The organism is Paraglaciecola sp. (assembly GCF_039943935.1).
Classification (GTDB): Bacteria; Pseudomonadota; Gammaproteobacteria; order Enterobacterales; family Alteromonadaceae; genus Paraglaciecola.
Map to the genome: position 1 here is coordinate 1 of NZ_JBDUZQ010000023.1, position 14082 is coordinate 14082.

Annotated in this window: 14 protein-coding genes and 1 other RNA gene; 3 read left to right on the forward strand and 12 right to left on the reverse strand. The window is 38.3% G+C overall.

Annotation, left to right across the window (positions count from 1 at the left end; genetic code table 11):
• Positions 1-618: 618 nt before the first annotated feature.
• Entirely contained in the window at positions 619-1092 is a 474-nt protein-coding gene (locus tag ABJD71_RS14885) for a YcxB family protein (RefSeq protein WP_348171040.1), read from the forward strand.
• A 374-nt stretch (positions 1093-1466) separates the two neighbouring features.
• Here ABJD71_RS14885 and ABJD71_RS14890 read toward each other — a convergent pair whose 3' ends face one another.
• Together ABJD71_RS14890 and ABJD71_RS14895 are read right to left on the reverse strand one after the other, a co-directional pair.
• Entirely contained in the window at positions 1467-2564 is a 1098-nt protein-coding gene (locus ABJD71_RS14890; RefSeq protein ID WP_348171043.1) for an L-dopachrome tautomerase-related protein, read from the reverse strand.
• A gap of 36 nt (positions 2565-2600) precedes the next feature.
• A complete protein-coding gene (locus ABJD71_RS14895; protein WP_348171046.1) occupies positions 2601-3245 on the reverse strand; it encodes a peroxiredoxin-like family protein in 645 nt (214 codons plus the stop codon).
• Positions 3246-3384: 139 nt separating this feature from the next.
• Between ABJD71_RS14895 and ABJD71_RS14900 the strand changes: the two genes are divergently transcribed.
• Positions 3385-3954 (forward strand): TetR/AcrR family transcriptional regulator, encoded by a 570-nt coding sequence (locus ABJD71_RS14900; protein ID WP_348171049.1) that lies wholly within the window; start codon positions 3385-3387, stop codon positions 3952-3954.
• 368 nt (positions 3955-4322) lie between these two features.
• Here the strand turns inward: ABJD71_RS14900 and ABJD71_RS14905 are convergent, their stop codons facing one another.
• The 4 genes from ABJD71_RS14905 to ABJD71_RS14920 are packed head-to-tail and all read right to left on the reverse strand — an operon-like array spanning position 4323 to position 7068.
• Positions 4323-4796 (reverse strand): hypothetical protein, encoded by a 474-nt coding sequence (locus ABJD71_RS14905; protein ID WP_348171052.1) that lies wholly within the window; start codon positions 4794-4796, stop codon positions 4323-4325.
• Entirely contained in the window at positions 4793-5821 is a 1029-nt protein-coding gene (locus ABJD71_RS14910; protein ID WP_348171055.1) for a hypothetical protein, read from the reverse strand. The genes ABJD71_RS14905 and ABJD71_RS14910 overlap by 4 nt, the downstream gene beginning before the upstream one ends.
• Before the next feature lie 12 nt (positions 5822-5833).
• Positions 5834-6895 (reverse strand): tyrosine-type recombinase/integrase, encoded by a 1062-nt coding sequence (locus tag ABJD71_RS14915; protein WP_348171058.1) that lies wholly within the window; start codon positions 6893-6895, stop codon positions 5834-5836.
• The gene (locus tag ABJD71_RS14920; RefSeq protein WP_348171061.1) at positions 6895-7068 is read right to left on the reverse strand and encodes an excisionase; all 174 of its coding nucleotides are present in this window, start codon (positions 7066-7068) and stop codon (positions 6895-6897) included. Before ABJD71_RS14920 ends, ABJD71_RS14915 begins: the two co-directional genes overlap by 1 nt.
• A gap of 100 nt (positions 7069-7168) precedes the next feature.
• Between ABJD71_RS14920 and ABJD71_RS14925 the strand changes: the two genes are divergently transcribed.
• A complete protein-coding gene (locus tag ABJD71_RS14925; RefSeq protein WP_348171064.1) occupies positions 7169-8119 on the forward strand; it encodes a hypothetical protein in 951 nt (316 codons plus the stop codon).
• 52 nt (positions 8120-8171) lie between these two features.
• On the opposite strand, the gene ABJD71_RS14930 is transcribed toward ABJD71_RS14925, so the two are convergent.
• The 6 genes from ABJD71_RS14930 to sppA form a co-directional block, all read right to left on the reverse strand.
• Positions 8172-8546, reverse strand: coding sequence for a hypothetical protein (locus tag ABJD71_RS14930; RefSeq protein ID WP_348171067.1), 375 nt, complete (start codon positions 8544-8546; stop codon positions 8172-8174).
• Positions 8547-8568: 22 nt separating this feature from the next.
• Positions 8569-9156, reverse strand: coding sequence for a DUF6036 family nucleotidyltransferase (locus tag ABJD71_RS14935; protein WP_348171070.1), 588 nt, complete (start codon positions 9154-9156; stop codon positions 8569-8571).
• A gap of 89 nt (positions 9157-9245) precedes the next feature.
• The gene (locus ABJD71_RS14940) at positions 9246-9617 is read right to left on the reverse strand and encodes a hypothetical protein (protein ID WP_348171073.1); all 372 of its coding nucleotides are present in this window, start codon (positions 9615-9617) and stop codon (positions 9246-9248) included.
• A gap of 119 nt (positions 9618-9736) precedes the next feature.
• The gene (locus tag ABJD71_RS14945) at positions 9737-11224 is read right to left on the reverse strand and encodes a replication endonuclease (RefSeq protein ID WP_348171076.1); all 1488 of its coding nucleotides are present in this window, start codon (positions 11222-11224) and stop codon (positions 9737-9739) included.
• A 263-nt stretch (positions 11225-11487) separates the two neighbouring features.
• Positions 11488-11846, reverse strand: a transfer-messenger RNA (tmRNA) gene (gene ssrA, locus ABJD71_RS14950).
• 264 nt (positions 11847-12110) lie between these two features.
• Entirely contained in the window at positions 12111-13970 is a 1860-nt protein-coding gene (sppA, locus tag ABJD71_RS14955; RefSeq protein WP_348171079.1) for a signal peptide peptidase SppA, read from the reverse strand.
• Positions 13971-14082 lie beyond the last annotated feature (112 nt).

Consider the following 14082-nt stretch of genomic DNA (forward strand, 5'->3'; position numbering starts at 1 on the left):
TAATCCTTTAATATTTAGGCTGTCACCCAAACTACAAAAACACATAACAGTATATTAGCCAGACCGCACGTTTAAGCCACTTTAGGAATAAACAGAATAATGATTCTGGCAATTAATTTATTTCATCTTTTCATATACTTAATAGCTTTTAAAGGTAAATTTTTTATTAGCGTACCATGTAGAAATCACGAGTCTGGATAAATACAGAATATTATATTTTCACTAAGATTATTAACTTCAACAAAAACAATGAGATAAAATCAATTGGGCTATTTTCAATTATATTTTTTCACAAATAATAACAGTGAAAAATGGAAAGTATTGAAAATACGCATTGCAACTGTATAAAAATACAGTGCAATAGTGAGTGATTTATGTCAGCTTTTATTGAGGCAATTCGAACAGAAATAAGAACAAAACAATACAGTTTGAAAACTGAAAAAAGTTATTTGTATTGGGCTAGATACTTTGGATGCTTACATCGACGCCCATCGTAAGGGAGTTTGCTTTTTTGTTACCAGCACTTCTTTTTCCCGCATTTACAATTGCACAAGAAAATATCTATCTAGCGACCAAACTAATGGATACACTAGGGTTTTGCTTTAGCCATAATTTCAAATGACTCAACCTTTCGAATATTCAACCCGTTATATACTGGATAAAAGCCATTTCAGCGAAACCTTTGACCAAACCGTCACTGAAGTTGCACCTCAAAAAGCCTATTTAAAATCCATTATTTTAGGAGTGCTGGGGGCGATATTGCTGTTAGCCACAGAGCTTAATCCATACATCTCTTGGTTTGTTATTGCCTGGGCTGGGGTAGAGGTCTTAAGTGTGCGTTTTCAAAAATCTTGGTGGTTGGCGAGGCAAATGATAAGTAAGGCGGCCAATAATGAATTGACCTTAACCATAGATGAAGAGGGAATTCGTAGCCAATCAGCCTATGTTAAAAGCTTTATCGCTTGGGGCGATATTATAAAAATTGAACAAACTAGCCAAGGCTGGTTGTTGCACCTTGAGGCAGGCAAGTCTTATTTATCAAGCCGTTGTTTGTCACCAGAAGCACAAGCGTTTGTGGCGCAGAAAGTCTGAACTAGGTAGTTAAGCTTTACATGTCTGGGGTAGAACAAGGTTATTTTTAACAACTACAGCAAAATCACATTTATAATCTAGACCTGTGGGAGCAGGGTAATTCAACAGTAAAATAGTTAGCTCAGGGCAGGGGCGTTACTATCCGAACTTGGGGTGGGTTCTTTTTGTTCTCTGTGCAGCGTAGTGCTTTGTAGTAAATGCCTTTTTAGTCTTTCGGGAAGCCGCTTCTTTAACCTTTATCATGGTCAATTACACCTGTTCAGTACAGCTATTTATTACAGATCAACGTTTAAGATTGAAGCGTTACACTCTTTTTTAAATAAGTGTATAACGCTTCAAGTTTTTACTTAGGATGCGCGATATTACCGGTCTAATTATCGGCCGGTATTGGCATCAGATAATGCCTTAAAGCGTACGACTTTAAATTCGCCCTGAGTACCGTCTTTGCCGTTATTTAATACGGGAGAGCGGTGCAGTTCATTCACAGTGCCATAGATGTAATTATCTAAACCAACTGCAAGCCCATCAGGCCATGACACGTCATCGCGCTGAACAAGGGTTTTATATTGACCATTTGCTTGAGTGTAACCGATTGCGTCGTTTGTTATTGATGTGACATACACATTGCCAGAGTTATCCATTGTTATGCCGTCAGAAATGGGTTTGTCACCATAACGTTGCACTTTTTTGTCTAGCGCTTGGTCTGATAGCGTTTTATCTAATAAGTCTTTGGTCGCAATTCGGTACAAGCTTGTGCCAGACATCGAACCGTAGTAAACGTATTCAAAGTTACTGTCTATGGTAATTGGGTTTACGCCCATGCGAACTGGTTGGCCGTTTAGGTAGACAGTTTTCTCATCAATGACCATATCGATGTCTTCTGCTTTAGTTGACTTCGACTCTTTCAATACTCGGCGAGCAATGCCGGTTTTCAAGTCAACAACAACGATTGAAGCCGTGCCCGTATCAGCGATATAAATTGCGTTGTTTTTGCTATCAATCGCTAAGTCATTTAGAAAGCTTGATTTAGTAATCACAGGCTTAGCTAAGTAAATGATTTTATGCAGTTGTTCTTTCTTGGTGTTCCACCCTACTAACCGGCCTGCGTGGTCAGGCCCAGATGTGTCTAACAACCACAAAATGCCATTGGTATCGATATTTATTCCAAGTACCCCGTAAAGACCCGCAGACTCTCGGCTTTGAGCCGCATATGCCCAGTTTTCATTGGGGTAAGGTTTGGTTGTTCCATCTGGTAAAAGCTCAACGATTCGTAGAGATTTGCCGTAAAATTGGTGAATACTCAGAAATATTCGGCCATCAGATCCCACAGCAATGTTGCCCGGAGGCGTTTCGGCACTGAGGGTGGCAACTACTTCAAGTTGCCGTACTTTATCGGCTGCTGCAATGTTTAGGCTAAATGCACTGGTAGCTATCATAGCGGCCGATACTAATAGTTTGAATGAACGAGTCATTTTAACGTTTCCTCTTAGTCAGTTATTGCCACGTTTTTAGAGTTGTTTCAACGATTCAACCACTTCGCTAGGCTCTGCGCGCTGTGTGTAATCAGCATTCACATCAGCAAATATTATTTTGCCTGATGGGGCGATGACATAGGTTGCTGCATAAGGTAGTTCGAAAGCGCCTTTGCCATTATGAGCTTCCACTTCAATGCCAAACCCACTGTAAATTGGCTTGAGTGAGTCCGGTAGAGTAAACACTAGACCTAAGGTTTTAGAAAACTCAGAATTAGGATCAGACAATACAGAGAAGGTTAGCGCATTTTTTTCTGCTGTAGAAAGTGATGCATCAGGTAGCTCAGGTGTAATGGCCAGTAAGCTAGCACCTTGTGATGTGATGTCGTCAAGCACGCTTTGGTACGCACGCAATTCTAGGTTGCAGTATGGGCACCAACCGCCACGATAAAATGTTAGTACCACTGGGCCTTGAGATAGCTTTTCTGACAAGGTAACTGAGTTGCCAACTTGGTCTGAAAGAGAAAATGCAGGAAATACGTCACCCACTTTTGGAGCAAGCTTCTCAAGCTCTCTAGCTTTTAGAGCTTCGACTTCAGCCAGCATTACAGATAGCTTTTCAGCAGGGATGTTTTTAGCAGATGCTTCGCGCACTTCAGTTAGTTGCTCTTTAAGACTCATATGGTTTCCTTGAGATTAAGTTTATTTTTGAATGAACGTTCAAAATGTTATTTCCGTAAGCAATGTTTGTCAATATCAATTTGAATAACCATTCAAAATGTTATTAAATATCCCTGTACTCAATAAAGTAATGAGCGTTATGGCGATTAAAAAATTCGATGCGAATGTCGTACTTGAGCAGGCAATCAATACATTTTGGCAATATGGTTATCATGGAACCTCTATGCAGCAATTGTTACAAGCCACGGGGTTACGCCCTGGTAGCTTGTATCGAGAATTCGAAAGTAAAGAAGGCTTATACTTGCTTGCCCTGAGTCGCTATGCGGCGGCCACTATTACGACCGTAAACAAGCGTATAGAAGGCAGTTCAAGTGTTCTTGATGGCATAAAGTCGATACTGGTGGACTTGTTCGAAGAGGCCCAAGCCAAGGATTACTGTGGTTGCTTTTTAGTTAAAACGCAATTGGAATTGTCAGCTCACAATGAGTCGATACTGACTAATGTTTCCGAAGAATTTGCAAAAATCGAAGCCAATTACTGCACCAACTTAAAGACAATATTCTCTGATGAGATCAGTGTGCACTATTCAAAACAGCTCATGCTCGTCATTTTTGGTATTCGTGTTTACAGTTATCAAGCTGAGCAACCTGAAGATGTTGAGGTCTTTATTTTATCCATATTGCCTTGGTTAAAAGAGGACTTTGCTTAACAATATTAAGCAAGGCTAGCTTGTATAATTTGGGCTGGCGCTGCTCAGCAAACTAAAGCTGCGAGAATAGATACTCTGATGTTTCCAAAATCACTACATCTTTAATTGAGTAGGCTGAAATTTTGTAGGGCAAGATCCGTTAAAATATAAAATTGATAGACAAGGGCAGGGTTTAAAACAGCTCATTGATAGCTTTTTTCTGGGTATTCTCTGCGCACTATGCGCAACTAAGCCCATATCATGAAGGGCTTTTGTTTTTATCCACTTTCTTTCAGGCATAAAAAAAGGCTGATGAATCAGCCTTTTTTTATTCTTTTGGTGGAGCTGGCGGGAGTTGAACTATTATTTTTCATTTAATTTTCAATCGGTTATGATTCTTTATTAGAGTTTGTGTCGAAATTAGTATCTCTTTCTTTCTTAACTTTCTTTTCAGCGTACTTAAGTGCAGTTTTCCAATTGGATTGAACCTGAATCATTGCTTTTAAAAGAAACCACCAAGAAAAAAGTGTCGCAGATAAACATATCAGTGCAGTTATCCAATGTGAAACAAAACCTAAACTAATATTTAGTATAGAACTAGCGAATGATAAATATATAGCTTTCATCAGTAGATTTGAAAAACTCTCTAATGATTCGTAATAAGTAATATCTACCCCATGTTTTATTCGCTGTTCGATTTGCTTTTTATGCTCATCAGTATCATATACGTCTTTTTTTAAAGTAGTTATGATTGTAGCTTTCATTGAAAATAAAAACGAAGAAATCGTAAAGCCACTAATAAAAAGTGGTTGTAATATTGCTGAGTGGTATTTTGTTACAGAAACCAAGATTTCACAAATCATGAAGCTTCATCTAACTCCTGTAGAAGCACTTGCTGATTTTCTGTTTTTGCACTGGGTAAACGCCAGTCAGAATTTATAGGTTGATCTCCAAATATTGCTGTATCTGATTTTAACAAGTTGATTAACCTAATTGTAGCTGGGCAATTTACATAGTTATTCCATTCTTCATCTTTATCGGGGAGCATATCCACATATCGATCAAACTCGAAAACTTCAAACTCATTAATGTTCTCTCCAATAGCCAGCCATTGAGATGAACCATTTTCTAATTTGCCATAAAGTTTTAATGCATCTTCTTTGTTTAGTTTTTTAGTTGCCTTTCTTACGAATGCCTTTATTAGTTCCAAATTGCTTTGTAATTTACTCTTCTCAAATTTAGTTGTTAAATTAGTGGAACTCACGAAAGGTTCTGCAGGACTGTATATACCTGCATCAGGCAGACCTTCTTTGACTCCGACAGACATTTGTGAAATTTCGTCGTATGAATCTAAAAGTGTATTTAAAGTTGCAGGGGTTGCAATGAGATCAAATTTAAAATAGCCATGAACTTGCTCCTTTGCTTTTTTCGATGCATTTTTTCTTTTTTTTGGGTCAAATTGGGAGTATTCATTTGTTAAATCAGCAAGTATTTTACTTTTTAGAAAATTGTGATTACTTCTGAAAAAGCTTGTTAAAAGTGATTTAGTTAAGCTTCTTCTATATGTATAAAAAGCGCCTCGCATTGTATCTGGGTTAATACAAAAAATACTTGCTTCTGTATCTTCTAGATTTTCATCAGTCAAATCGGGTATTTTAATTAGGAGTTTTCCATCAACTCCGCGAGATGTAGTGATAAATTTTTTTATATTACTAAACCGAAGAATTAAACCAATTATGTAATTATCTTTGATATCTACCAAGTAGAGGTATTCATCGTCATGATGAACTTGTGATTTTCCTTCATTGGACTCTAGCAATTGAAAAAACTCTGGAATCTCAATTCCATTTGAAAACTTTAGTTCGAATCCTTGAATTTTAACTTTCATTTATTTTTCCTCTTACTGTATCCATCGACCATATGTTTTTCTTATCATCCCCCAATCAGCATGCCCCATTTGAGATGCTACCCACATAGGGTTTCTTCCCTGTGAAAGCATGGTTGAAGCAAACGTATGACGACATTGATAGGGGTAGCGATATTTGACACCTGCAGCTTTTAAAGCAGGTATCCAAATGTACTTTCTTAACCCGTCAGCATATTTGTACGTGGTTTTAGTTTTTGGATCAACAAATACTCTGTAATTGTCGTAATATTTTGAATTAATTATAGATTTTAATGCCTCTATTGCTCCAGGAAGCAGTTCTACTTTTCGGATGCTACCTTTTGTTTTAGGCTCTTTTTCTTTGCCTTGAGTAATATTGGTTCTTATGTGCGCTAGACCATTATCAAGATCTATGTCTTGCCACCGCAAACCAAGCAATTCACCTGTTCGTAAACCAGTCCAAATGGCAAATTGAAAAAACTGACGATAGGGTGTTTCTAAAGCGGCTAAAATTTTAGTTATCTCATTTTTTGTAAACGGCTCAGGCTCTTTGTGGTCTTGTTTATATCTTTCAATGCGCTCTGCAGGGTTACTATCGATTACCCCGTCGAAGAAAGCACGTTTAAATATTTGATGAATGACATTCCGAGCCTCATTAATAGATTTGCCCGATAAGCTTTGTTTGGAAGCCCATTCATCAAACATGCTAGCTTTAAAGTCTTTTAGTCGCATATGCCCAAAGTTGGGTTTTATATATGAATTGTATTTTTGGCTATAACCGCGAATCGTGGTGTGTGACCAATTACGTTGTTTTTGCTGAAACCAAATACTTGAGTATTGATCGATTGTGAATAAGTCGGATTCACACCTAAAAGCTTTTTGTAATATTTTGCTATTTGGGTATTTGTTCAAATAGGATTTGTCATTGATAGTTATAGCCATTTTATAAATGGCTTCTTGATCTCCTAATTTCTTTTCGATGGTCTTACTATGAGGTGCAGGGATGGTTTCTCTGTACCTTTGATGTTCAATTGTGAAATCTATTACGTAACCTTTTTCTGTTTTTTTTATTGTCATTAATTTTTGCCTTCTATCCATTTATTGATCATTTCAACGTTCATCATCAAGCGCCCATCGGGCGCTTTTATGTAGTGAATGGTTTTATGCCAAACACCTTTTTTAACTTTGTTGCGGATTGCTTCAGGCGTGTAGCCTGTTATTTCTGAAAGTTTGTTTGTTGTGATGTACATCTAAATACCCTCGTATAAAATTCAGGGCTATAATGGGCTGAAAAGGTCTGGTAAAACAGGTGTTATACCCGTATTAGACCCGTTGAAAAAAGGATAGGGAATGTCTGAAAGTCCAGATAAACAGGGGTTGCGTAATGTTTTACTAATTGCTCAACAATATTTATCGAAAAATCGTAATGTTCATAAAAAAGCGGAGCAATTACTTGATGCTTTGGTTGAAAAATCACTTGAGCTTTGTAACGACGTTGATATTTCAGATATTCGTTTTACTCATGACGAACTCTATCAACTAGTTTGGTCTAAAGCCGATTCTACAGGTAAAGCTCCTTCAACAATTAGAAACTATCGTCGTCAGTTGATTGATTTATTGAAAGATGATTCAAGCTTGTCTTTATTTATGATTGAGTCGGGTTGTGAACATTTATTGGAATTTAATACTGATGATGTAAAAGGGGGAGCAAAGACGACTCATGGACTAATTTTAAAATCTAGTTCAAATATTCAAACTCATAATATTTCAAATGTTGTTTCTTATAAGGTAGTGAGAATACCTAAACCTACTTGGTGGATGAAAACGTTAATGAAAGTAGAACTTGAAGGGATAAACGCCTTTTGGTTTATTACGGTCGCAATTTTATGTGTGTTTTCTTTCGCATTAATTCCATTCTTTGTTTTAAAAGGATCATTTACAGGAATTGCTGTTGGATTGGTCTTAGGTGCTATTTTGGCGGCTTCTACTGGTCTTTTTTATCAAATGTACGAACTAATGGAAAAAGGAGTATCTAAAACACCAAATATATTTACTCCATTTAGGATTAAAAATCTATTTTTTGTGACCACTCGAAAGCCTAGAGTCAAACAAGAAGTATTAAGACCAAAAGTAATTGAGTTATTAGCCTATGAAGGGCGTTGCGGTTTATGTGGTGATGAATTATTTATTGAAAAAAGTAGAGAGTTTAAAGGCCGCTATGTCGGGAGGTGTGCAATTGCTCCTCAAGAACATGTGTTTAGTTTTGACCATATTACTAAGCAAGGTAAACATCTGAGGTAATAGATTCATTGTATCTGCTCCCCGACGAAACGGGGCCCCTCAATACAATGAATTAAGCTACGTGTTGGTAACTTCTTCGTTGGTAGGGTAATAACGATTTAAATGAATATTTTAAGTCTGAATTAACTCCCCAAGCCATCGCCAAGGCATCACTGCTATTTACAGTTTTTGATTGGCTATGTAGTTTAAGGGTAGGTAATACATAATCTCTAACTTGTTGCTTAGACGATAAAGGCGTGCACGAATAACGAGATAGTTTGTCTAACACAAACCCTGCTTGGGCAACATCATCACCTGAAAAACTATCTGTAGTAGGAACAAAATCTTCATACCAAAATGCCAAAGCGACAACCTTTAACCATTCTGAGGCTTTAGGGTGCTCTGGATTGAGTACTAATTGTTCAAATACTTGTTGTAGATTTTGCATAGTCTCTATTATCTTGAGTAAGCTAACTTTTTTCGCATTCGATTATAACGTGACTAATATTTAACCGCAATTTTTCTGGGTTAATAGAATAGCCAGAAGCTTCAACTGCGAGTTGTTCAAACTCCTCAACAGTGAAATACCCTTTCTTATATAAAGCGACTATATCAGTTACATCATCGGCTTGGCAGCGTTCAAGTTTAGATATGGCTATGTCTATTGCTGATACTAAGTAGACATGTAAAACAGTGTCCCCTGTTGAAAGGGGGATAACCCGCTCTTTATAATCAGGGTGTAATGTTGGTAGACCTACATTAAAAGTATCATCTAAACTGATTACCTTGTCACCCTCTACGGGATCAGTGTAGTAAACGTCGTCCACTTCTAAAATTAATGAGTGAGTATCAAGCCTCTCAGCGGAACTAACCTCAATATCAACATCATCACTACCTCTAACATTAGTAAGTAAATGAATGGCACACCCACCAAAAATAAACGCTGTTACAGCTCCATTAGATTGGTTTTCACTTAAGTGAATAACGAGTTGCTCATTAAACTTTTCAAATAACTCAAAAATAGCAGAGGCTAGGGGAGTATCAGTATATAGGTTCAAATTAGTCACTAAGGTCGTTGAAACAGATAATAAGCCAAGAGTGTAATCCCTTGGCTATAGAATTACCAAATTGTTAAAGAGCGAATATTCTAGAAAATTTCAGGGGTAGACATAAAGCGTATAGCACCAAATTTCTCTTTGGCAGATTCCATTGCCAATTGGTCTGAATCATATGGGCCACTGAATTTAACTTGGTTTCCTACGTTTGCAGTAATAACCCATTGCCCTTTTCCCAATTTGAGTAATGGGAAATCAAGCTTGGCGTTAATCTCACGTTGAATGTCTCGGTTGACTGATGACACCATGCAGCAGAGGCCTTCTTCTGGTAATTCAAAAGGGGATTCGTGTTCTTTACGTTCAGTGTTGTAACCAAAGTATTGAATTAAGTCAGGGTCTTCTTCGTAGTTATCTTGAGTGCCTATGGTTCTTTGCCGCGATATAGCTTGCATTGCTTGCTGCATAGTTTGCTCCTTATTAAGACAACATTTTTTGTATTTATTACCACTACCACATGGGCAAATTTCATTTCTTCCAGTTTTCATATTTACTCTATTTTTTAGTTTTAAGACGTACCGTACAGTTATTTACACAAGTCCAAGGTGACCACCTGATGAAGATTGTTCTCTCGCTCGTCCCGCGCGAGAGAACAATCATCATCGGGTGGTGACGGTTTTAGGAGCCAGAGTTTGCGTTTGATAGGGACGATAATATTCCTAACTTTGAATCCAATAATCGGAGTGGATAAAGGTGCTCCATAGCGACCAGTGCATAAATTGATTTCACCTGTTTCATAATCAATGTCATTTTCGGGCTGTTGGTATTCCAATTGAATAGGGCGCTCTAGACGAGTTTTATTGATACCGCCCATTAGTAATACATAAGCAGCCCAATCTGATGCGTCAGCAACTTTCCGACATGCTTCTAGTTCTTGATTCTCTTGCGCTTCGGCTCTACGTAGTTGACGCCATAATGTGACACTTGGGCCTCCTATAAACTGAAACTGGCGAATGCCATTGAGGTTTGCCCACGCTGTAATTCGCTGTGCTGATGATTTGGCTTCATTTCCATATGAATCTGTTTTAATGAATTCACCGTCTATATTTTTGGCTACATATTTAGCTATGTAACCTGCTGCATCACCTTTAGCTGGATCAATAGGTATGCATTTGTATCTATGTTCTTCCGCCCCTGGTTCATTTCCATCTTCGAACATTGCATAGTGTTGGATAATTTCTCTGGTTCGTTCTCTATGTTTTGGGGCCGTAAATAGCAATAAGTGCCAATGGGGGGTCGCATCGTGATGAGGCTCACTTACTCTAATTCCATAGATTTTAATTTGTTCTCTTTCTAATTTTGCTCGGATACGTGCCCATACATTGCAAAGGTAATCATTAGCTTGTTTAGACGTTGTGTTGTTGTATTTAGAGTTTTTAATGCCAGTGGTGCTGTGCGAGTGCATTTTTGATGGTGTTGTGATGGTATAAAAGTCACCTAAATCACCGTTGAATTTTGCGACTTCTTCAAAACCTCTTATACGAGTCATCATTTCACAGCGACGAATAGTTGGATTAGATACATTTGTTTTAGCAATATCAGCTAATGAAAATGTTTGACCGTCTTCGTTCTCGATATAAGTACTTTCTAAATAAGCTTGCGATTGTTCTTTATGCCACATCCAGTTATCACGGGCATTATCACTACAATAAATACCTTTAGCTTTATTAATAAGGCCAGTCATACGCCTTACTTGCTCAATAGCTCTTGAAGAGGCCGCTCTTACACGCTTAAGCCAATAATCTTCGCAACAAAACATATTCAAGTTAATGGTAATGTTTTTATTTTTGGGGAGGCCGAGTTTATAGCGTGACATCAGTTGAGCTGAGAGCTTATAAGCTAATCGCTCAGGAAAGTTGCGTTTAAATCGCGCACATGTTTTTGATTTTTCTTCAGCAAAAATATGATGGTTTTGATTATCGACGAGGTTTAAATCGTCAATTGTTGTATGTTTTTCTATTTCTAATAAAAACAGATTTGCTTGTACATAATCGGTTTTAGAACTGATTCTCACATACTCATGAGCGATTTCGTTACATACAGAAAAATGGTTTTCGAAGAATTCAGCACGGAATTTACGACATTCTTTAGTGCCTATGCCTTGAGTAATTCTGTCGGAATAGGTGACAGTCTCGCGACATTCAATGTCATTTTTAAGCCATTCTGAGGACTTATCGGGACTTTTATAGACCCAGAGGTGTGAAAGTGTATTTTGGCTGAAAGCCTTGGAGGGAAAGGGCTTTAGCGGTCTAGTTTGGTCTAGACCGCTAAATGGTTTGGTGGAGCTGGCGGGAGTTGAACCCGCGTCCAGAAGACGTCAACCGTCGGTACTACATGTTTAGTTTGTCATTTATTTAACTACGTGGAACTCCGACAAACAGGATTTCGTTGTAGCTGGCCTAATACTGTTTCGCGGTTCACCCTTAGACAAGGTTCCCTCGCTATCCTGCTGGGATGACCTTCCGAACCTCTACTAGCAGAAAGAGTATGAGTGGAAGGGCTTAGCCGGTTATTAAGCGGCTAGAGCGTAGTTTTCGTCGTTTGCGACTATTTAAAATGCGGCTTTTTACGAGGCAAACCGCTCCTCGACATGCACCTAAAGCATCTAGAATCCTGTCGAATCCAAAATCAGCCCCAAAGTGTTGTTGGCTGCAAACTGCCAACCACTGCATTCTAACATAGCCTAGTTGGCTATGAATACAGTGATTTGATAAATGTAAGGCCTTCAGTCACTTACTAGGTTTGTTTGATTATAAATTGCTCAAAATGTGTATTAATTCGCAGTTAGTTTAGTCATGGGCGACATTTTAAAAAGGGTAGGAGAGTTTTAGACAGTAAAAAGCCCAATAAAAATTGGGCTTTGATAGTTGAGTAAAGACTGTAGTTAACGCATATGCTGCCTATTGCTCACAGGTTAAACACATTGCATATACACCTTTAGGGTCGTTAAGTTTACTTACCGCTTCAATATCAGCTGTAACGGTTTTCACTAAATCTAATAGGGCATTATCGTTTTCTAATGTGAAGGCGCCATCAAAGGTAACCGCTGCATTTTGGAATAATTGTTTCCAAAATAGTTCACTTTGGCTTAAAGAGCGTTTGATGTATTGAGTGTCATATTCTTGCAAGCTAGCGAGTTCAGCTGCAGCTTGAATACCATCTTGCAGATAACCTAAATCATCAACTAACCCAAGTTCTAGGGCTTTATCGCCAATCCAAACTCTGCCTTGAGCAATGCTGTCTACGTACTCTTTTGAAAAGTCTCTTTTGTCTGCTACTAATGAAATAAACTGGTCGTATCCATGTTCAATTCCTCTTTGCATGATTTCGCCCACTTTGGGGTTAAGGCTACGGGTGACACCCATGCCAGCAAACTCTGTAGTGCCCACACCATCAGTATGCACGCCTAGATAATCTAAGGTGTTCTCAAAGGTTAAGAACATACCAAAAATACCAATTGAGCCAGTAATAGTGCTTGGCGCGGCTACAATTTTGTCTGCACCAGCAGAAATCCAGTATCCACCCGACGCTGCATAGGTACTCATAACGGCAACTACTGGTTTGCCCACTGCTTGCAGGTTTTCAACTTCTTGACGGATAATTTCAGAGGCAAAAGCGCTGCCCCCTGGCGAGTCTACGTAGAGTACAACTGATTTAACTGAGTCGTCTAAACGGGCTTTGCGTAACAGTCTCGCAGTACTGTCGCCGCCAATTTCACCGGGTTTTTTATTACCGTTTAAAATGGTTCCTTTGGCCACCACTATACCGACTTTATCTGTATTGGTTTCAATTGATGGTAAAGGCGGGTTAATGATGCTTAGATAATTTTTGTAGTTTATACCGTTGAAACTGGTGCCATCGTCGTTTTTACCAACAGTGGCAATGATTTCTTGTAGCACTTCTTCACGGGTTTTAAGGGCATCTACCCAGCCAAAATCTAGGGCGTATTTGGCAAAGTCTCCGCCAACTTGTTCAAACTTTTCTAAAAAGACATCAAGCTCTTCATCAAAGTTACTTTCGTCTATACCTCTAGCTTTAGCAACAGCCGTTTTATACTGGCTCCACATTCCGTCTAACCATGCCTTGTTGGCTACTTTAGCTGCATCAGACATATCATCACGAATATACGGTTCAACCGCAGATTTATACGTACCAACTTTAAATACGTGGGTTTCAGCTTTTAGTTTTTCTATGGCCGATTTGAAATAAGTGCCATATCTTCCATAGCCTTCAAATAACATAAAACCCATAGGGTTAAGATAAATGTGATCAGCATGGCTGGCTAAATAATATTGTGTTTGAGTGAAATAGTCCCCGATGGCAAAAATAGGCTTTTCACTTTCTTTGAAGCTATCAAGGGCAACCGCTATTTGCTCAAGCTTGTCTAAGCCAGCACCACCAAGACCGTGCAAATCTAAAACTAAGGCTTTGATCCTTCTATCTTGTTTGGCATTGTCGATTGTCAGTAATACATCTTGTAGTAATACTTCTGGTGAATCTTCTTCTTCCTCAAAGGCTTGTTGCATAAACTCTTCGAAAGGATCAACCGCTCTCTTTTCAATGACCACATCGCCTACTAATTTAAGCACTAGGGCTGAGTCTGTGGGTATGGTTATTTTATTGTCGTCTTTCATAATTGCAGTAATAATGACAATTAGAAGTATGATAAAAATAAGATTAAAAAATAATTTGCGAGTGAAATTAAGGCCAGTCCACAGACCGACGAATAAAGACTTTGTCCAACTTTTTCCAGCTGCCATAGAAAATTAATACACTAAATGAATAACGGATACTTCATCCTATCTAAAAAAAAGGGTTGTGGACATTTGCAAATGTAATTTTTTGTAACTTTCTAACGATCTCTTAGACTTT